Below are 19,686 nucleotides of genomic sequence, written 5' to 3'. Positions count from 1 at the left end.
CAACGAAGCCGCGCGGACGAGTGTTTTTAATGGAAATTGCGCATTAACAAAACGAGGATATTGTCCGAAGTTTTTTATGCCGGTTGGAGCAACTTAAGTCGCTGCACTTTTCCTGATGGCCCTTTCGGCAACGCGTCCTGAAAGCGAATGTGCTTGGGCGTCTTGTAGGCACCAAGCTCGTTCAGGCAAAATATTCTGAGCTCATCTTCTGAACATTGTTCACCCGCTCTCAATACGACGCACACCATAATCTCCTGACCGTAGTGCTGATCCGGAATGCCGACGGCTGCAGCCTCCAGTACCGCTGGATGTTTAAGGAGCGCTTCATCGATCTCTCGTGGTGCAATGTTCTCACCGCCTTTGATGATCAGCTCCTTAATCCGACCAGTGACGAAAACAAAGGCGTCCTCGTCCAGATAGCCGAGGTCGCCGGTGTGCAGCCAGCCTTCGGTCGTCAGGGTTTTAACTGTCTCCTCTGGATTTTTGTAATAGCCATGCATCACATTCGGCCCACGCACCATGATTTCGCCCGTTGCGCCGCTTGGAAGCTGATCGCCCTCAGCGTTAACAATTTTGGCCTCGTTGCCGAAAGCACGTCCCGCACTGCCGATCTTACGGAGCGCTGAATCAAGCGGATTGGTGAAACACGGCGCCGCCGTCTCGGTTAAACCCATAGTCTCAATGATGCCAATGTTGAATTTCTCTTCAAAGGCACGATGCAGGTCGGGTGGTAACGGAGCGGAAGCCGAGCGACAGAAGCGGACACGGCTGATATCCGGATCCTGTTTCGATAAATCGGGTCCTTGTAGAAGATAGGAGACCATAGTCGGAACCAGATTGATCCAGCTGCATTCATAGTGCGCCACCAGGCTCCAGAACTGCGAAACCCCGAAACGGTGCGGCAAAACCAGACTGCCGCCATGCACCAATGGCGAAGTCGCGGTAACGATCTGAGCGTTAATATGGTAAAGCGGAAGTGAAGCCATGACACGGTCATTTGGCCCTAACTCGTGCGCGGCGGAAACGAACTGTCCTCCAGATATGACAGACCGGTTGGTCAACACAACCCCTTTCGGCGTGCCTGTGGTGCCGGATGTGTACATCATCAAGGCATCATCCTCTTCACCGACAGCTGGCATCTCCTCAGCTTTATCGGACGCTGTAATGAATTCCTCTGCATCAATATCACACACGACGATTTGGATTTCCCGTGCTATGCCACTGAGCGCAGTATTCAGACGTCCCAGCTGATCAGGCGCTACAAAAACAATCGAGGCATCGCTGTGGTTGAGAACGTATTCAAGCTGCGATGCCTGCGCCAGCAAATTAAGGGGGGTAACACAAAATCCACCATACATAGCGCCGATGAACAAGCGACACGTCTGGTACCCGTTTTGCATCAACAGTGCCACTTTTTCTCCCGGCTGAATCCCGCGTTCAACGAGATAGCGTGCCAGTGCGCGCGATGCCTTCTGTAGACCGCCGAAGGTCATGCGCAGGTTCGGTTCCGGCGCGATCAAATAGAGAGAGTCAGGCGCATTCGCGGCCTGAAAATCGACGTACTCACGAATCGTGCGCAGCATAATATGAATTCCTAAAGTCAGTGATATCAGGCGAAAAACCGGACAAACTAATCGATAAGATTAATGTGCGCGGTGTTCTCGTCAACAGAAAAATGCCGGGACAGTAACTAACTATATTTGCGCAAATAAGTGCCAAAAATATCTTCTTCAGATGGCATGTTCTCCGGAATGCTACGAACGATCCGAGTAATGTTGAGGTAATGTTGGTAATGCATATTGCCGGAAAAATTATTTCCGCCCCAGGTTCCGCAGCCCATTGAAAGCGAAAACGGCAAACCATTTTCAAAGCTGCCACCGGTTGCAAAACAATGGGCCTGATTAACGATGACGCGGCAAACCGGCAGTTCGTTTCCTAACCGCAGCACATGTTCATCGTCAGCGGTATGGATGCCTACCGAATGTCCGGCACCTTGATAGGCATACAACGCATTGACTATCTGGCAAGCGTGATCAAAGTCGCGCGCGCGATAGACCGTCAGCACCGGAGCTAGCTTTTCGCCCGAATAGGGGTAGTCAGAACCGGTACCGATTTCTTCGACCATTAAAAATGTGGCCTCCGAAAACCGCGATGTCTTTAATCCAGCCAGTGACGCGATCTTGGGCGCGGCCTGTGCGGTGACGGCGGCATCCAGTTTTCCTCGTGGCCACATGATTTTTTGCAACTGATTCTTTTCTTCTCCATCTAAAAGTATGCCGCCTGCTTCGGTCAGTTCTGCGATAGCCGATGCATACACAGCGTCAAGAATCACCACGCTGTTTTCGGAGGAGCAACTGGTCGCGTTATCGAATATTTTCGAGCTGCTTATTTTTTTTGCTGCATCGCACAGATTGGCCGAACTATCAATGATCGAGGCGACATTTCCCGCCCCCACGCCGAACGCAGGGGTTCCGCTGGCATACGCCGCACGGATATTATTTTGCGAGCCGGTCGCGACCACGAGGTCGGCCTGGCGCATCAATTCTTGCGTCGCATCTTTGGTAATCGGGGCAGGCAGGGTTTGAACCAGGTCCAGCGGTGCGCCGATTTTTTTCAATTCGGCATGGATATAGGCAACCAGGGCAATGCAGGTACTTAATCCCTTGGGCGATGGGGCTATGATGACGGCATTGCGTCCCTTGAGGGCATTGATCACCTTGTTGGCGGGCGTGGCTGCCGGATTGGTAGAGGGTGTGATTGCCGCCACGACGCCGACCGGGCGCGCAATTTCAACTAAACCTAGCTCCGGATACTCTGCGATGATGCCGACTGTTTTAGCATTTTTCAGATCCCGCAGCAGGCCGAGCGTCTTGCGATGGTTTTTCAATATCTTGTCATTAACATTGCCCAGCCCCGTATCGCGAACTGCCATCTCAGCCAAGGTGCGATTGTGCGCCGGATCCATGATGGCCCATCCTGCTGCAGTCACCACCTCATCTACTTGCTGCTGGGAATAATGTTCATAGTCGCGCTGTGCCGCGCGCGCTTTTTTCAGTAGGTCGGAGACGATCTTTACTTCGAAAGCCGGAATAGATTTTACGGAATTTTCAACTGTCATTTTGCTTTCCATCCTTAAATTATTATTCATACGGCTTGGTCATTTTTACTTTCCCAAGTGTTATTTTTTACCCTCTCACGCCGTGATGGAGGGCAGTTTCAATGATGTCGGCAGAGCATCTGGAAGCTCCAAACACCTATTCGGTCTTTATCCCTGGCGCGTCGTCCATGGTCCCTTATCTGAAGATCGGCACGTTCCCCATTGCATTGAATGACGGTTCTTCGATCGGTTCATCCCTGAGTTTGTTGGTTGGATCAATCCACAGGGAGCAGACTGCTGCAACTCCCAGCAATCCTGCTGAAATCAGGAACGGCACCTCATAACTTCCCGTCGTTTGAACCAGGAAACCGAACACCGCAGGCGAAATCATTCCGGCTATCCCGAACCCTGTATTCATCATGCCGCCAGCAGTACCTGCATACTTTCCAGCGATATCGATAGGCAGACTCCACAGGACCGCATTAGTTAATTCAAGGAAGAAAAACGATAAGGCCAGAAGCGCGACAGCTGTTAATGCTGTATCGGTATAGATTGCCGGGAGGATAAATATTAATGCACCGCCCAACCCGACTACCAGCAGGGAGCGTCGTGCCAGTTTAAGGTTGCCGGTTTTTTTATAGATATAGTCGGAAAGAACGCCGCCCAAGGTGTCACCAACCACGCCAGCCATTAACGGCAGTGCGGTAAATAAGGCCAGCTGCTTCATGTCAAAGCCGCGCGCATCTTTGAGGTAGGAAGGTAGCCAGGTCAGGAACACCCAAAGTGACCAGCCATAGCAAAAATCCACGAAGGTGACTAACCACATTCGTTTTAGCATTTCTTTCCAAGGGGTTTTACCTTTTGAAACCTCCTTTGCGTCGGCTGAACTGACGCCAATTTCCGTCAGTTCTGCAGATGTGATCCATTTGTGTTCTATCGGTGTATTCCGATAAAGCCAAACGAAAAAACAAGTCCATATCAGACTAATGATGCCGAGAATAATGAAGGATTCGCGCCATCCGTACTGAACAACAATGAGTAAAACGAGAGGTGGTGTGATGGCGCCGCCTAAACGCGAAAAGCTATGTGTAATGCCTTGGGCAAAGCCGCGCTCGGTCGCGGGCATCCAAAAAGTGAAGGAGCGTGTCGCTGCGGGAAATGCACCGCCTTCTCCGACCCCTAACAGCATCCGAAACATGATTAATGACCAAAGTCCCCAGGAAAAGCCGCAAAGAATTGTCGCTATGGCCCAAATGATGCTGAGTATGCCTAACACCAGTCGCGGGCCGTATTTGTCGGCAAACCAACCGCCCAGGATTTGCATGGCGGCGTAAGGGTAGGCGAAAGCGGAGAAAACTAATCCTAATTCAGTGGGCGTAAGGCCCATTTCCTGTTTCAGCACCGGCGCAATAATCGAAATATTGACCCGGTCTATGTAGGAAATGAAATACATCAAGCACATAAGGCCCAGTATCAGATGCCTTACCTTTAATTTTTTTTTCATGTCTCCGCCTTATCGTTGTAAGTGGTAATCATTTTTTGTACAGCCTGAAACGGTGTCTTTCTTTATCCTTTCCATGCAAAGCATTTGGCGATAGTTCGCCCCTAGGTCCCGGCCGGAATTACCGCCGCCTATTCATTTGAGGTTTCTGTTTTGTTTCTGTTTTACTTCTGTGTCTGCCGCCCCCTCAAAAAATTATCGATGGGGAAGTCGCCAGTAGTTGCTAGTTATCGATAGGGCAGGATGCCGTTTTATTTTTTTGCGGAGACCGAGCGCCTTCGCGTTTAACTTGCATCCCTTACGTAGAACTTGCGCCGAATTTGCGCCGATATTGCGCAATACAATGCCTACCTCCGGATTTGTGAGGTATTTATTTAATAAAACGAAACGGTGTATTTCGTTTTGTTAAATATACTTCTCAAAATAATGAATAGCAAGAATAAATTTTAAAAAATGGAATATTTAATTTCAATAAATGGAATTTCAAATTTCGCAGTGTTGTTGCCGTTAACGTAATCTGAGATAATGCGGCCCATGAAAATGACCAACAGCAATCAGAAACAATCCGGTTCGGCGGCGGTAAGAGCTTTTCTCGTGTTGGAATCTGTCATTCGCGTCGATAAGCCGATTTCACTGGACGAGGTGGCATCTGCTTGTGGGCTGCCCAAACCGACGGCTTATCGCACCCTGGTCATGCTTGAAGAGGCCGGAATGCTATCGCGGGAACCGGGGACCAAGCGATATACCGCTGGTGCCCGGCTGTCCGCCTTCGCACTGGAGGTGCTGTCGAACTCCATCGTGCGGGCACCTGCTCACGTCATTCTCCAGAGATTAGTGGATGAAATAGGAGAAACCTGCAACGTCACTATGCTTGACGGCAACGCGATTGTTTATCTGGACAGGGTAGAAACCCCATCGCCCTTACGTCTGAATTTGCAGCCAGGTTCACATGTACCGTTACATTGCACCTCCAGCGGGAAATTGCTGTTGAGTCAGTTATCGCTCGGTCAGCGCCAAAAATTAATCGGTAACGGTCCGTTGCAGCGCTGTACCGCCAACACGATCACGGACGTGAAGTTGCTTGAGCAGGAGTTGGAGCGTTTTACACGAGAAAAAGTCGCCACCAACAACGAAGAGTTTCACGTTGGGATGATTGGGGTAGCTGTTCCAATTTTAAATAAGAGCGGCCGCGCTTGCGCGTCGTTAGCATTGCAGGCCCCGGTGGTGCGCATGAATTTGCAACAGGCATTGCAACACGTCCCAACGTTAAGACTTGCGGCGCAAGCCCTATCGAATGCGTATTTTTCTGACGTTCCTGCCACGCCTGCGGTTGCAGAAATAAATGCGCAATCAGCGCTGGATTGACGCTGAATAAATAAGGACCTTATCCCGGTTTGACTCTGTCCATATCTATCTTGAAAAATCAGCCAAGGGAGGACAGGGTAAGGAAAGCACGGCGCACGATGAAGTTGAGACTTCATCGTGCAGGATCCAGATCGGCACCCGCGCAGAGTGCAGATTGTCACCAGATTTTCTGGATAAAAATTGGCACCATCTGCGGAGGGATTATCGGGCTTTCTGTAATCCAGGATGTTCCACTTCGATAGTTTTTCCTTTGCCGATCGATAGTGCTGCGAATGCCGAAATCAAGCCCGCAAACAGGATATAGCCGACGATGTGCCAAGGCTGGCCGCCACCGGTTTTAAGCAGGTATGTCGCGATAATCGGTGTAAACCCGCTAGCGAAAATGCCCGAGAATTGATACACAAAAGAGATCCCTGTGTAGCGCACTTTGGCATCAAACAGATCGCAAAATAACGCTGCCTCTGGTCCGTATATCGATGCATACAAAATCCCCAACGGAATCACAATCGCCAGCCACAAAACCATGACATTGCCCGCGCTGTTCATCATCAGCCAAAAGGCGGGAATGGCAGAGACACTGGTGATCAATGAGCCCCAGAAAAAGACCTTGGTCCTCCCCATTCGATCCGACAAGCGGCCAAAGAAGGGAATGAAAAAGCACATCACCACGGCGGAAGCCATGACGCCGATCAATGCATCGGTGCGGCTGATCTGGATCGAACTAGTCAAATAGCTGATTAGAAAAACGCCGAATATATTAAAAAATACGCCATCGATATACCGTGCCGCCATTCCTTTGAGAACGTTCCCCGGATAGCGCTTCATCATGTCGAAAAAGGGAATTTGTGTCTCAGCGTTATGCTGCTTGATGGCCCGGAACTCCGGCGTTTCCATCACCGTCAGGCGTATCCACATGCCGATGAATACGAGGATCGCGGACAGAACGAAGGCCAGACGCCATCCCCATGAGAGAAACTGCGCATCCGTCAATGCATAGGACAGGAGCGCCACCACACCCGAAGCCAGACACAACCCAATGGCGAGTCCCAATTGCGGCAAGCTGGCATAAAAGCCGCGCTCCTTTAGTGGCGCGTATTCATACGCCATCAGCACAGCACCGCCCCATTCTCCACCGAGACCAATTCCTTGCACCACGCGCAGCAGGAGCAACATAATCGGTGCAGCCACGCCGACCTGAGCATACGTCGGGAGTAAGCCAATCAAGAAGGTCGAAACACCCATAATCATCAGCGTCATCACCAGCATGCTCTTGCGACCGATCTTGTCGCCAAAGTGGCCAAAGATGACGCCGCCAATCGGACGGCTTAAAAAGCCGACCGCAAACGTACCGTACGCGAGCATGGTTGATACCATCGCATCGCTGCCGGGAAAATACAGTTTATTAAAGACGATGCCAGCGACGACCCCGTATAGAAAAAAATCGTACCACTCAATCGTGGCACCTATAACGCTCGCAATGACCACGCGGCGTAGTTCCTTTTTTTTGCTGTTGATCATGATGTCTCCTGATTTGTTTTATAAACAATGGTGGTTCTGCACCGCGCATGCCGCCATCTTTGCAGATGGTGCAAGCACTTGGTTATCCCCTGATAATAAATTTCCTACTGTATAAATACGATCTGATTACACTTTGAATCCTCTTTGAATCCGATTCCCATCGTCGTCAGAGGACGATTGCTGCACAGTCTGTCGCTGTCTGGTTCGGCTTTTTACTCGCTGTTTTCTGCCACTCAACTGCATCCGCAATGATCATATCTGCAGCTTTTTCTGCAATCATGATGGTGGGGGCGTTGGTGTTGCCTGAAACGAGTTCGGGCATGATCGAAGCATCTGCCACCCGCAATCCTGTGATGCCATGCACGCGTAACCGGTCATCGACCACCGCCATCGGATCGCTTCCCATCTTGCAAGTCCCTGACGGGTGATAGATTGACTGGCTGAAGCGTTGTGCAGCCTTCAGCAATTCGGCATCGGTCTGATATGCCGTGCCGGGGATGAATTCGGACAAGATGTGCGGCGCCAGCGAAGGCGCGCCTGCAATACGTCTTGCCAGACGCAGCGCGCTGATGACCACGGGATGGTCGCGCGGGTCCGACAAATAATTGGGATGGATCTCGGGGTATTGCAGTGGATCGCTGGACTGAATCGCAATATAGCCACGGCTGTGCGGCCGCAATTGGCAGACCGACATCGTGAAAGCAGAAAATTTGTGTGCGCCTTCGCCGGGTTTATCGGCGCTTAACGGCTGCATATGAAACTGGATATCCGGGCGCTCCAGCGCAGGATCGGACTTGGTAAAAATTGTCACCTGACTGGCCGCCAGAGTTAGCGGGCCGGACCGTGAAAGGAGGTACTGCAAGCCAACCTTCATTTTATTGATTGGACTATTGACCTCATCGTTCAGGGTTTTCAGTCGGGTTTTGAACACCAGACGGGTTTGAAGATGGTCTTGCAAATTCTGCCCCACACCCGGCAGATCATGCACCACAGGCACATTCACGCGACGTAATAATGCAGCTGGTCCGACGCCGGAACATTGCAATATCTGAGGAGAGCCTATCGCACCGGCGCACAAGATGACTTCTGTGTTCGCGCTGACGCTATGCAGCGCACCGTGCATACGATATTCAACGCCGACCGCCCGACGCTCTCTGAACAGAATCCGCGTGATGTGTGCTTTCGTCTCCACCTTCAGATTGGATCTTTTTCTGGCCGGACGCAAGAATCCCTTAGCGGTGCTCCAGCGCAAGCCCTTATGCGCGGTTTGTTGAAAATAGCCGACACCTTCCTGCGTGCGGCCGTTGTAATCGTCGTTGTAAGGAATGCCAATGTCTTTGGCACCTTCTATGAAATAATCGGCAATCGGTCGGCGCAGGCGCAAATCCGAAACCTTCAATGGCCCGCCAACGCCATGATAAGCATCGGCACCACGCTCCTGATCTTCAGACTTCTTAAAATAAGGTAATACTTCATCATAACTCCAGCCCTTGTTGCCAAGCGCCGCCCAATGGTCATAATCTTCTTTCTGACCCCGCACATACAGCAAGCCATTCAGGGAACTGGAACCACCGAGCACTTTGCCACGGGGCCATTGCAACTGGCGGCCGTCAATACCTTGATCGGGTTCAGTGACGTAACACCAATCCAGCTTCGGGTTATGCATGGTCTTGAAATAACCGACAGGAATATGGATCCAGGGATTATGGTCTGGTCCCCCGGCTTCGATCAGCAAAACACTGACGTCAGGGTTGGCCGACAGGCGATTGGCTAACACGCAACCCGCTGATCCGGCACCCACGATGATGTAATCAAAACTACGCGACATGCGGTGATCTCCTAAAGGGCTTGTGGATTGGTTGCCATGCATTTTTGTATTTTCAACAATGCATGCCGCCCAATTCGCCCATTTATTTTGCAATTATTCTTTTAATCGGAACATAATGGTCCAAAATATGTTATTAAAAGCATGCTCACAATCAGAATCTTGCAAATACGCGATAAGTGAAACGAAAAATGACAAAACTGTTTCGAAATCCTGCGCACGCAGATGCGCACTCAGATGCGCAACCAGCTGCAGAGCCAGACAAGCTCGGTGACATGCGCGTTCTACGCGTTTTGCGTTTGATAGAGCATCTTGCTGCTGCGCAACATCCGCAGACGTTGTCTCAGCTTTCCTATCGCACCGGCATTCCCAAAGCGACCATGATGCGGACCCTTGAAGGGCTTGAGCAACTGGGATACGTATTACGTATGCCAATTGATCGCGGTTATTTGTTGGGACCGGCGGCGGCCGATCTGGCACTCTCCACACTGAAAAATAATGCGTTGATGCGCGGTTGCCGCACCATACTGGGCAATCTCGCTGCAGCCATTGGCGAGACCTGCAATCTGACAATGCCAGCGGGGTGCGAGGTCTTATATGTTGACCGGGTCGACACGCCCGAACCACTCAGGCTGCATTTGCCGCCGGGCACACATGCACCGATGCATTGCACTGCCAGCGGGAAATTATTCATGTCGCGCTTGCCGTTATCGGATCAACGGAAAATGCTTTCTTCAATCATTTTGAAACCATTGACACCCAAAACCATCGTCGATGTTGATCTGCTGACGGCCGAATTAACGCGCCTCGATGCACGCGGCATCGGTATTGATAATGAAGAATTCATCCACGGAATGGTTGCCATTGCAGTGCCGATTTGCGCGCCTGATGGTCGCACCGTGGCAGCGGTTGCCTGCCACGCGCCGACTGCGCGGCAATCGTTGGATCAATTGATGGAAAATATTCCGAGGTTAAAGGTCGCAGCATTGAAACTGCAGCCGCTGCTGGTTGGCTAAACTGCCCCACACGCCGGTCCCTATCGGCTAGCTTTGTCGTCATTTTTTGTAATTTCATGAACGCCCCAGATAGTGTCTGGGATAGCGGCAGGGGAGAGTGCGGCCCATTAATGGCGTCGCACATGGCGTCACACATGGCGTCACACATGGCATCACACCGTGCCGGCCATAACTAAAAGTAATTGCGATAAAAATCATTACTTTGCCAGGCCCGCATTTTTGCCGCATATTGGAAAAAAATTATTCAATGATTGGAGACAAAGATGGTGAAATTTCTCATTGGTATCGGCATCCCCTATGTCGCAGTAGTCGTCATGCTTCCCTGGGTGAATACCGTTAATACCAACGTATTTGGCGTCCCGTTCATTTATTTTTGGATGTTCATGTGGATGATATTAACGTCGGCGTGCTTGCTCACTTGCTGGATATTTTTCGACAGTAAGAACAGCGAAGCCGACGACTAATCTTCATCCGTGTACGTCACCATCAATCCATGAGATAACACCTATGTCCACCGTCGTATTTCTAGGCTTCATTGCCTTTTCGCTATATTTAGCATTCCGCTCAAAAAGAGGGCATAACGCCCAGAGCGTGCATGATTTTTTTGTCGCCTCGCGCCAATTCGGCGTCTACCTGGTTTTCTTTCTGGCAGCCGGTGAAATTTATAGCATCGGCACCATGGTCGGTTTGCCGGGCGGCATTTACGCCAAGGGCGCAACCTATGGTGTTTGGTTCCTGGGATATATTTTATTGGCCTATCCGATTGGCTACTTTATCGGTCCCAGAATTTGGGAAGCAGGCAAAAAATATAACGCCATCACGCTTCCGGATTTATTTAAGGGACATTACCAAAGTCGCTTTCTCGAAGTGGTCGTTACCGTCTCGGCAATTCTATTTTTGATCCCTTGGGGCCAGTTGCAATTTACTGGTTTGGTCGCCGCCTTAAAAAGCTTGGGGTGGAATCTTCAACCGATTTATCTCATCTTCATTTCAGCGGTGTTGGCGTTTATCTACATCATCATCTCGGGAGTAAGAGCCACTGCCTACATCGCCATTCTCAAAGATGTCTTAATGGTCGCCGCTATCGTCGTGGCCGGCGTTGCGGTGTCCTGGGAGTTCGGTGTGGCAGAAGTTTTCCGTGCCGCCAGCGCGCATGTCAGCAACACCATGGATACCAAACAAATCACCTTTTCGATGAGCACCATGTTCTTCCAATCGCTGGGCTTTTACATGTTCCCTTTTTCGGTACAAAATTTCTTCACCGCAAAGAGTGCCAACACCATACGCAAAACCCAGATTGCAATGCCGCTTTACATGCTGATGTATCCGTTCCTGATCGTCGCATCGTACTACGCCATCAGTGCAAATCTGAAACTCGAAAATCCGAATGAAGCCTTTTTCGCCGCCGCAGTGAATCTGTTGCCGGGCTGGTTATTAGGGGTGGTGACGGCGGGTGCCGCGCTGTCGGGTTTGTTGGTGTTGGCCGGTATCTGCCTGTCAATTGGGCCGTTGGTCACGCGTAATCTCGCGCCTAATATTCCAGAAAGCAAGCAAAAAACCAGCACCATATTTGTCATCGTCATTTACCTTGCCACCTCCATTGTGCTGACGCTATTTACCCCCAACCTGATGCTGACCATTATCAACACCGCTTATTACGGCATCACGCAATTTTTCCCGGGGATGATGATCATCCTGTTTTTCAGAGGCGTCAAAGCCAATGCGGTGGCATGGGGAATTATTGTCGGGCAGGTCATGGCGATTGTGATGTATGTCAATAAAGTTGACCTTGGCGGATTCAATATCGGTCTGGTTTGTCTGGTGGTCAATATTATCGTCCTGTGCACCCTCAATTTCCTGATGAAGCTGCGTTCAAAGAATTTGCAAACGGTATTGTCTTAATGTTTTATCAGTCATTAATTTTTCTGTGGAGTCAGTGTGAGCTACGCTAAAACGAAAGAGGCGACGATACAAGTCTTTGTCGCCAAGAAAATTATCACCATGAACCCCGGGCAGCCAGAAGCCAACTGTGTCGCCGTGCGCGACGGAAAAATTCTTTCAGTCGGCACGCTTGATGAAGTCAGTCTCTGGGGTGAGGTAGAAGTGAATACTATTTTTCAGGACAAAATTTTAATGCCCGGACTGGTGGAAGGACATAGCCACCTGATGGAAGGGGCGATGTGGGACGCGGTCTACGTTGGCTATTACGATCGACGTGGGCCGGATGGCAAGTGCTGGAAAGGATTAACCACTTTAGATCAAGTGATTCAGCGCCTGACAGAAGCGGAAAAGCAGATGACAGACCCCTCAGCCGAATTGCTGGGATGGGGATTCGATCCGATTTTTTTCGGCACCGCGCGGCTTTCGGCGCAACAACTCGATACCGTCTCCGCCAGCCGTCCGATGGCGATTTTGCATGCCAGCGTCCATTTAATGAACGTCAACTCCGCCATGTTAGCGCTGGCCGGGATCGATGAAGATACGGACATTGACGGCATCCATAAAAACGCAGACGGCCAACCCTCCGGTGAGTTACAGGAATTTGCCGCGATGTTTCCCGTCTACAGGATCATCGGCAAACAGTTGGCGATTTCCTCCAGCGAAAAAGAAAGCGCGATCTGGAATTTTGGTAAAATAGCGCAGCTTGCCGGCGTCACCACCGCCACCGATCTGCTTAACGATTTATCCGCTGCCGGTGCAGAAAATCTACGAAAAATAACCCCGGATGTCAATTACCCGATCCGTATTGTCCCCGCCTACGGACCACAACGAAGCGCGGAAAACGGGCTGGAGAGATTGCAGGCCGCCATTGCCACAAACAGTGAAAAATTGCATTACGGTCCGGTCAAGGTAATCGTCGACGGCTCCATACAAGGCTTCACCGCGCGCGTTAAATGGCCCGGCTATTTTGACGGCAAGGAAAACGGCTTATGGATTATTCCGCCGAGCCAATTTGTCGCACTCTTCACACCATTTCATCTCAACGGGTTGCAACTGCATATTCACACCAATGGCGATGAAGCGGTAGAACTGGTCCTCAACGCCTTCGAAGAAATATTGGCCAGGCATCCGCGTGACGATCACCGCCATACGCTGCAGCATTGCCAGATGGCCGATGCCGCGCAATTACGCCGCATTGCCGCGCTGGGTCTTTGTATCAACTTCTTCTCCAATCACATTTATTATTGGGGCGATGCGCACTACACACAAACCATGGGCCCTGACCGCGCCAACAGAATGAACGCGGCAGGCTCAGCGCTCCGTCTCGGCATTCCGATTGCGTTCCATTCCGACGCACCGATCACCCAACTCAGTCCGCTGTTTACCGCCTGGTGTGCGGTCCAGAGAAAAACCGCATCCGGTCGCGTATTGGGTGAGAACGAACGTATTTCTGTTGGCGCTGCGTTGCACGCCATCACGCTGGGTGCCGCGTACACCTTGAAGATGGACCATCTGGTTGGCAGCATTGAAGTCGGCAAGTTCGCCGATTTTGCTGTGCTTGAACAAGATCCCATACAAATCGATCCCGACCAACTAAAAAATATTCCGGTCTGGGGAACGGTGTTGGGCGGCAAGGTTTTTGAATCGCCAAAATGACAGCCAGCACCTTAAGCCAATTGAACCGGCTCACCACCAACGCCGACCGGCGTGCTCCCATCGATCTGGTCGTCATCGGTGGCTATCTGGGGGCCGGTAAAACCACGTTACTCAATTGCCTCTTATCTGCGCCAACAGGAAAAAAAATCACCGTACTGGTGAATGACTTCGGCAGCATCAACATAGATGCTGCGCTGATTCGCTCCAAAACGGATGATGTGATTAATTTGGAAAATGGCTGTATCTGTTGTTCCATTGGCGATAGCTTAACCGAAGCGTTAATCAACATCAGCGCCCGAGAAAGTCGGCCCGATATCCTGCTGATCGAAGCCAGTGGCGTCTCCGATCCTGCAAAAATTGCCCAAATCGGTTTGCTGGACAAAGCGTTTCGCCTCTGTGCGATTGCTGTTTTGATCGATGCCGAGAATATCGACCAAACGTTGTGTGATCCTTATGTCGGCGACATTGCACGCCGTCAGATAGCCGGCGCCAGCGTGTTGGTAATGACCAAGACCGATTTAATTTCCGATGAGAAGCAAATCATCACCAAACGTCAGCTCTCTCTCATCGCACCATCGACGCCGATTGTGGAAGCGAAAAAGGGCGTCATCCCGCTGACATACCTGTTTGATTTTGCGGTTATTCCCTGCGTTGACCATGACCCCGAACAGTTAGCGCAACAGGCTCCCGCCCATCCTGCTGAACTGCGCAGTGTTAACTTTAATGCGCGCTGCCGCTTTGATAAAAAAAGGTTGAAAAAAGTCCTCTCGACATTGCCGAAAAAAATATTGCGCGCAAAAGGCATCGTCTGGCTCGCGCACGAAAAAGATCCTTATGAACTGCATGTGGTCGGGTCACGCATCATGCTGATTCCTTTTGCGGGGACTGCAGCTCAATCATCCAGGATTGTCTTTATTGGACTGTTTAGTCCCAGGGATGAAGTACAGATGATCGACGCTTTGCAACCAGCGGTTGATGCTAACTGGAAAATTCAATCGTCCTAAAACATCATGATATACTTTTGCCGTCCTTGAGAAAAAGAGGACCGAGTTTAGTAGCTCGAGTACGTAAGGTGCACAGATCGTGTAAAGCGATCTGTGTGTCAACCATTGTTGCTCGTTCTATGGGCGGCATTGGTAGGGAGGCTTCGGCCTGCCGGAAGCCTAACGTACCGGTCTACTAACCTTGCCATTTGTCGCCCACCCCGTTTAACAGTGGGGTGCGCGGTCCAACCGTACAAGGAGTCAACAATGTCCATCACCATCGTTTCCGCTTCCTCCCATCCACACAACCTCAGGCACTTCGCTACCCAAATCATGACGGTGGTGCAATCATGAGTAAATCGAGCATGCACACACCGCCAGAATCCACAGAATCAGAAGCATTCCATCAGCCGTTTTCATGGTTGCCTGCCGCTCATCAAGCAGACAAACACGCGCAGTTTTATGCGCTCACGGTGGACGTCTGCAAGGGCATCAAGACCTGTGCCGATCTCATCCAATTAAGCAATTCGGACAGAGGCACCGACACCCCGCCAACGCTGGACGTTAACGGCACCGAGCGTTTACTGCGGCTGGTATTGACGTCATCGCAGATGCTGGCCGACATTGCTGCCGAACGCATTGATCAACTTCAGTAACGCGGGAACGTCTTAGCGCTCCCGGTGTTAAGGGGTTTCTTGATTTAAAATGTCAATGTAAGCGCGGTACGCATAGACGCGACCGCGTTGCTGACCGTTGAGAGAGAGGGTGAAGGTTATCCTCGGGTATTTTGGGCAACCCCTCCGTCGGCCATCAAATCCGATCCAGTCATGTAGGAACTCTGATCAGACGCGAGGAAGAGCGCCGCACTGGCAATTTCCTCAGCTCGAGCGAGTCGACTGAGCGGGATCATACTCTCATATATCTTCACCAGATCTTCGCGCGGCGCCGACTGAGAGTCAAGAATTGGGGTGTCGGTTGCGCCGGGGCTAAGCGTGTTGACGCGGATGCCGCGATCCTTAAATTCCGAAGCCCACGTACGAGCATAGGACCGCAACGCGGCTTTGGTTGCCGCATAAGCAGTGTGGCCGGGAATGCCCATGACGTGCATGGCCGAAGAGACCAAGATAATCGATCCTCCGCTTGCCATCAGCGGCAGCAATTTCTGCACCATGAACACTGGGCCGCGGGCCATAAGATTGAATGCCTTGTCGAAATGCTCCGGCGTGATGGTATCGAGTGAGGCCTGCTCCGTAAACCCCGCGTTCGACACGACGATGTCGACGACACCCTTTTTGGCTTTAACTGCCGCAGCGACTCGATCAAGGTCATCGAGGTTTGCAGCGTCTGCCTGGATCGCGGTGACGTTGCGTCCGATTAGTTTGACGGCCTCGTCGAGCTGAGCTTGCCGCCGGCCGAAGATAAAGACGTGAGCGCCTTCGGCAACGAAGCGTTGTGCGATAGCCAGACCGATACCGGTCGTTCCGCCGCTGATGACAGCGGTCTTGCCTGTGAGGGTAGACATTTGGATGTTCTTTCTGAATGTGAGTGACAGTAGAATTTTAATTGCTATTCCCAGTGTTGATAATCAGCTTATTTTTCATAAGATCTATTCTTAAAACGAATTAATATTCAACTACAATAGTTGAGCTTCCGAAAAAAATTAATTCTCGAAGGAAACATAATGGATCGGTTTCACGAACTGAATGCGTTCATCGCCGTTGTTGAGGCCGGAGGTTTTTCCGCAGCGGCGCGTAGAACCGGGGAATCACAATCTGCCATCAGCAAGGCCATTGGCGCCCTGGAGAAGCGCCTCGGCGTGCGACTTTTCAACCGAAGCACACGCAGCGTGACCCTGACGGACCAGGGACAGAGATACTATGGTCGGACAAAACCGCTAGTTGATGAAATGGATGAGGCTGACGGCGAGATGACAAGCAGCACGCAGAATGTATCCGGGTCAATCCGGATCGCCGTATCGGCCACTTTCGGTCGTCTTCACATTCTTCCACTCATACCGGAGCTGTTGTCACTTAATCCTGGCCTGCAGGTTGACCTGGTCCTTTCGGATTTCTTGCGAGATATGGTCGAAGACCGGATTGATCTGGCGATTCGCGTGGGGCCGGTGAACGAACAAGACGCGGTCGTCAAAATCGTGACCAGCACCCCCCTGGTATGCGTCGGATCCCGTCGCTACTTCGAGCAACGTGGGATACCGGAGACCCCGGCCGAGCTCGTTAATCACAATTGCCTGCTATATGATGGTCTGACGGAGTCAGCGAATTGGCCATTTAAAGGACCGGAAGGTCGATTCAGTGTGGCGGTTCGCGGAAATCTTTCGTCCAACAGTGTCGAAACTATCCGGGCCGGTGTTTTGGCCGGTGTGGGTATTGGCCTGTTTGCTAAAGTATCTCTTGCCGACGAACTTAACCATCCAGACGTGATCACGGTTCTTGACCAATATCTGAGTGATACCAGGGACGTGAGCCTGATCTGGCCAAAACGCCGGTTTGTGCCGATTCGGGTGCGCCGCGTGACTGATTTTTTTTCTGCTGCTATCTTGCGGCGTATTTAAGCACTTCCCAATCAGTGTGTAGCGCGGTAGCGCGATTTGCGTTCATTGAACGTAGCCAGCGCCAGCCGCTGTTTCTTTCTAAAACCGTTGGTGACAGGTGCCGTAATAGGGCAGCTTCGATGGCAAGCACAGCACAGAATCACCTCCCGCAAAACACCGCCGGCCTCCGTGCCGCAAACGCTGCTAACCCTTCACTAAAATCACTGCTGGCACAGGCCTGCCGACGTAGTTCTGCAATCTGTTCCATGGCTTGCACGGGCATCGGTTGCAGGTCTTCGAGGATGCGCAGTTGTTCTTTGACGGCTTGAATTGCGAGCGGCGCTTTGACTGCGATGCCGCTTGCCAACGCCAATGTTGTGGCCTCTAATGCGTCGCTGTCGACCAATTGATTGATCACACCGAAGCGTTCGGCGCGGATTGCATCCAGCGGTTGGGCGGAGAAGAACATTTCTTTCAGTATATGAATCGGCAGGTTATTAAAAAAGCGCAACAACCCGCTGGTGGTATACGGTAAGCCGATGTTGACTGGGGTCATGGAAAATTGCGCGCTGCGGTCGGCAACCACCAGATCACAACTCATTGCCAGATCGACCGCGCCGCCCCACACCGAACCCGATACCATCGCGATCACGACGCCGGGGTAGGCGCGCACGCGGCGCAATACCTGTTCAAGCGGCTTGCCGTAGGCGATGGGGTCACGGTCGTGCGTCAGTTCGCCAAGATCGTGCCCGGCGCTCCAGACGGCTTGGCCCACAGCGGTTCCCAGCACCACGACCGGAATGCGTTGTGTCGCTAGTTCGGCAAGTTGTCGATCGAGTGCCTGCAACAGTTCTGCGCTGAGTGCGTTGCGACGGGTGGGATTGCTAAAGACCAACTGTGCTATTTTTTTGCCGTGCAATTTCAGGCGCACAAGTTCGGCTGTGGCGGGGGCGGCGGTTTGGGTCGGTATCATTGCGTTGCTCCTGCCGTTTGTTCGGTGGGCGCTACCTGCGTGGCGTCCGCTGCTTGATGTACTGCTTTCGCTGCCAGCAGCACATCGATCAATGCCGCGTCAAAACCGGCTTCTCGCAGGACTTCCACTGTGTGCTGGCCCAGTCCTGGCGGCGGTCGTTTACTGGCTGTGAGCGACGGTGTCTCGCCGTTGCTGCCACTGAACACGGGGGTGACGACCTGGCGCAATTCGCCCAGTGTTGGATGGTCGAGTATTTCAACCAACTGGCAATGCAGCACCTGCTGATCATCGAACACTTCATCGAGGGTGTTGATGGGACCGGCTGGTAATCCTGCAGCGATGAAGCGTTCGGTCCATTCGCTCTTGCTGCGGCTAGTCAAGCGGCTCTCTAGCACTTCCTTCAGTTCGGCGCGGTTTGCTACGCGCGCTTCATTGCTGAAAAAGCGCGGATCGTCCGGGAGTGCCGGCAGGTCCAATAGAATGCACAAACGTACCCACATGGCCGGAGTGATCGGGGCCAGGTTGAGTGGTCCGTCCTTGGTTTGAAAAACACCGTAAGGCGCAATGACTGAATGGGCATTGCCGGTCCGTTGCGGCACATCGCCCAGGCTGAGATAGCGTTGGCCGTGGACACTGAGCAACCCGACCAGACTGGCCAGCAGGGAAGTGCTGACGTGCTGTCCAAGCCCGCTGCGTTCACGTTCGAGCAATGCGGCCAGCACTGCCATCGCGAGCCACATGCCCGAAGTAAGGTCACCAATGGCGGTGCCGGTGCGGGTGGGATCGCCATCGGCAAAACCGGTGAGGCTCATCATGCCGGAATAGCCTTGTGCAATCTGATCAAAGCCGGGCCAATTGCTCAGCGGCCCGTCTGCGCCAAACGCATTGATGCTGCCCATGATCAGACGCGGATTGCGGGCGTTGAGCGCTGCGTAGCCGAGGCCCATGCTATCGATGGTGCCGGGCTTGAAATTTTCGATGACGACGTCGGCATCGTCGATCAGGCGATGGATGGTGTCTAATCCTTGCGGATGTCGGAAGTCAACGCACATGCCGCGCTTGTTGCGGTTGCAGGATAAATAGTAGGTGCTTTCACCGCGGTCGAAAGGCCCCCAGCTGCGGCTCATGTCGCCACTTGGTCCGGGTTCAACCTTAATTACATCTGCGCCGAGATCAGCCAATATCATGGTGCAGAATGGCCCTGACAGGGCGCGGCTAAGGTCGACGATTTTGATGCCTTGTAATGCTTTCATGCTGTTG

At 52.0% G+C, this 19,686-nt stretch carries 16 protein-coding genes; 8 read left to right on the top strand and 8 right to left on the bottom strand.

The window, feature by feature from the left end; genetic code table 11:
• Positions 1-74 precede the first annotated feature (74 nt).
• The 3 genes from JQN73_RS01140 to JQN73_RS01130 form a co-directional block, all read right to left on the bottom strand.
• Entirely contained in the window at positions 75-1,583 is a 1,509-nt protein-coding gene (locus tag JQN73_RS01140; RefSeq protein ID WP_205321278.1) for an AMP-binding protein, read from the bottom strand.
• Positions 1,584-1,690: 107 nt separating this feature from the next.
• A complete protein-coding gene (locus tag JQN73_RS01135; RefSeq protein WP_240162379.1) occupies positions 1,691-3,118 on the bottom strand; it encodes an aldehyde dehydrogenase family protein in 1,428 nt (475 codons plus the stop codon).
• A 175-nt stretch (positions 3,119-3,293) separates the two neighbouring features.
• Positions 3,294-4,601 carry an MFS transporter gene (locus JQN73_RS01130; RefSeq protein WP_205321277.1) on the bottom strand — a complete coding sequence of 436 codons (1,308 nt, stop codon included), beginning with the start codon at positions 4,599-4,601 and terminating at the stop codon, positions 3,294-3,296.
• Between the two features lie 537 nt (positions 4,602-5,138).
• Here JQN73_RS01130 and JQN73_RS01125 point away from each other — a divergent pair.
• Positions 5,139-5,963 carry an IclR family transcriptional regulator gene (locus JQN73_RS01125; protein ID WP_205321276.1) on the top strand — a complete coding sequence of 275 codons (825 nt, stop codon included), beginning with the start codon at positions 5,139-5,141 and terminating at the stop codon, positions 5,961-5,963.
• Between the two features lie 201 nt (positions 5,964-6,164).
• Here the strand turns inward: JQN73_RS01125 and JQN73_RS01120 are convergent, their stop codons facing one another.
• Complete coding sequence (locus JQN73_RS01120) at positions 6,165-7,481, bottom strand: MFS transporter (RefSeq protein ID WP_205321275.1); 1,317 nt, start codon at positions 7,479-7,481, stop codon at positions 6,165-6,167.
• A gap of 166 nt (positions 7,482-7,647) precedes the next feature.
• Positions 7,648-9,309: a GMC family oxidoreductase gene (locus JQN73_RS01115; RefSeq protein ID WP_205321274.1), complete on the bottom strand. Its 1,662-nt coding sequence runs from the start codon at positions 9,307-9,309 to the stop codon at positions 7,648-7,650.
• Between the two features lie 188 nt (positions 9,310-9,497).
• Here JQN73_RS01115 and JQN73_RS01110 point away from each other — a divergent pair, with 188 nt between their 5' ends.
• The 6 genes from JQN73_RS01110 (at position 9,498) to JQN73_RS01085 (ending at position 15,558) form a co-directional block, all read left to right on the top strand.
• Entirely contained in the window at positions 9,498-10,322 is an 825-nt protein-coding gene (locus JQN73_RS01110) for an IclR family transcriptional regulator (protein ID WP_205321273.1), read from the top strand.
• A 263-nt stretch (positions 10,323-10,585) separates the two neighbouring features.
• Entirely contained in the window at positions 10,586-10,786 is a 201-nt protein-coding gene (locus tag JQN73_RS01105; RefSeq protein WP_205321272.1) for a DUF3311 domain-containing protein, read from the top strand.
• A 43-nt stretch (positions 10,787-10,829) separates the two neighbouring features.
• Positions 10,830-12,224, top strand: coding sequence for a sodium:solute symporter (locus JQN73_RS01100; protein WP_205321271.1), 1,395 nt, complete (start codon positions 10,830-10,832; stop codon positions 12,222-12,224).
• 99 nt (positions 12,225-12,323) lie between these two features.
• Positions 12,324-13,919, top strand: a complete 1,596-nt coding sequence (locus JQN73_RS01095) for an amidohydrolase (RefSeq protein ID WP_205323100.1) — start codon at positions 12,324-12,326, stop codon at positions 13,917-13,919.
• Positions 13,916-14,923, top strand: a complete 1,008-nt coding sequence (locus JQN73_RS01090) for a GTP-binding protein (protein WP_205321270.1) — start codon at positions 13,916-13,918, stop codon at positions 14,921-14,923. The genes JQN73_RS01095 and JQN73_RS01090 overlap by 4 nt, the downstream gene beginning before the upstream one ends.
• 329 nt (positions 14,924-15,252) lie before the next feature.
• Positions 15,253-15,558, top strand: a complete 306-nt coding sequence (locus JQN73_RS01085; protein WP_205321269.1) for a hypothetical protein — start codon at positions 15,253-15,255, stop codon at positions 15,556-15,558.
• Between the two features lie 116 nt (positions 15,559-15,674).
• On the opposite strand, the gene JQN73_RS01080 is transcribed toward JQN73_RS01085, so the two are convergent.
• Entirely contained in the window at positions 15,675-16,424 is a 750-nt protein-coding gene (locus JQN73_RS01080; protein ID WP_205321268.1) for an SDR family NAD(P)-dependent oxidoreductase, read from the bottom strand.
• Between the two features lie 159 nt (positions 16,425-16,583).
• Between JQN73_RS01080 and JQN73_RS01075 the strand changes: the two genes are divergently transcribed.
• On the top strand, positions 16,584-17,474 hold the full coding sequence (locus JQN73_RS01075) for a LysR family transcriptional regulator (RefSeq protein ID WP_205321267.1): 891 nt from the start codon (positions 16,584-16,586) through the stop codon (positions 17,472-17,474).
• A gap of 139 nt (positions 17,475-17,613) precedes the next feature.
• Here JQN73_RS01075 and scpB read toward each other — a convergent pair whose 3' ends face one another.
• Entirely contained in the window at positions 17,614-18,426 is an 813-nt protein-coding gene (scpB, locus tag JQN73_RS01070; protein ID WP_205321266.1) for a methylmalonyl-CoA decarboxylase, read from the bottom strand.
• The gene (locus tag JQN73_RS01065; protein WP_205321265.1) at positions 18,423-19,679 is read right to left on the bottom strand and encodes a CaiB/BaiF CoA-transferase family protein; all 1,257 of its coding nucleotides are present in this window, start codon (positions 19,677-19,679) and stop codon (positions 18,423-18,425) included. Before JQN73_RS01065 ends, scpB begins: the two co-directional genes overlap by 4 nt.
• Positions 19,680-19,686 lie beyond the last annotated feature (7 nt).

It is taken from the genome of Glaciimonas sp. PAMC28666, from assembly GCF_016917355.1.
Taxonomy (GTDB): Bacteria; Pseudomonadota; Gammaproteobacteria; order Burkholderiales; family Burkholderiaceae_D; genus Glaciimonas.
This window is presented reverse-complemented; position numbering and strand designations above follow the sequence as displayed.

Coding starts and splice junctions, on each gene's coding strand:
- JQN73_RS01065 (WP_205321265.1), bottom strand. CDS start 19,679: ATGAAAGCATTACAAGGCATCAAAATCGTCGACCTTAGCCGCGCCCTG.
- JQN73_RS01110 (WP_205321273.1), top strand. CDS start 9,498: ATGACAAAACTGTTTCGAAATCCTGCGCACGCAGATGCGCACTCAGAT.
- JQN73_RS01105 (WP_205321272.1), top strand. CDS start 10,586: ATGGTGAAATTTCTCATTGGTATCGGCATCCCCTATGTCGCAGTAGTC.
- JQN73_RS01125 (WP_205321276.1), top strand. CDS start 5,139: ATGACCAACAGCAATCAGAAACAATCCGGTTCGGCGGCGGTAAGAGCT.
- JQN73_RS01080 (WP_205321268.1), bottom strand. CDS start 16,424: ATGTCTACCCTCACAGGCAAGACCGCTGTCATCAGCGGCGGAACGACC.
- JQN73_RS01130 (WP_205321277.1), bottom strand. CDS start 4,601: ATGAAAAAAAAATTAAAGGTAAGGCATCTGATACTGGGCCTTATGTGC.
- JQN73_RS01120 (WP_205321275.1), bottom strand. CDS start 7,481: ATGATCAACAGCAAAAAAAAGGAACTACGCCGCGTGGTCATTGCGAGC.
- JQN73_RS01090 (WP_205321270.1), top strand. CDS start 13,916: ATGACAGCCAGCACCTTAAGCCAATTGAACCGGCTCACCACCAACGCC.
- JQN73_RS01085 (WP_205321269.1), top strand. CDS start 15,253: ATGAGTAAATCGAGCATGCACACACCGCCAGAATCCACAGAATCAGAA.
- JQN73_RS01115 (WP_205321274.1), bottom strand. CDS start 9,309: ATGTCGCGTAGTTTTGATTACATCATCGTGGGTGCCGGATCAGCGGGT.
- JQN73_RS01135 (WP_240162379.1), bottom strand. CDS start 3,118: ATGACAGTTGAAAATTCCGTAAAATCTATTCCGGCTTTCGAAGTAAAG.
- scpB (WP_205321266.1), bottom strand. CDS start 18,426: ATGATACCGACCCAAACCGCCGCCCCCGCCACAGCCGAACTTGTGCGC.
- JQN73_RS01075 (WP_205321267.1), top strand. CDS start 16,584: ATGGATCGGTTTCACGAACTGAATGCGTTCATCGCCGTTGTTGAGGCC.
- JQN73_RS01100 (WP_205321271.1), top strand. CDS start 10,830: ATGTCCACCGTCGTATTTCTAGGCTTCATTGCCTTTTCGCTATATTTA.
- JQN73_RS01095 (WP_205323100.1), top strand. CDS start 12,324: ATGAACCCCGGGCAGCCAGAAGCCAACTGTGTCGCCGTGCGCGACGGA.
- JQN73_RS01140 (WP_205321278.1), bottom strand. CDS start 1,583: ATGCTGCGCACGATTCGTGAGTACGTCGATTTTCAGGCCGCGAATGCG.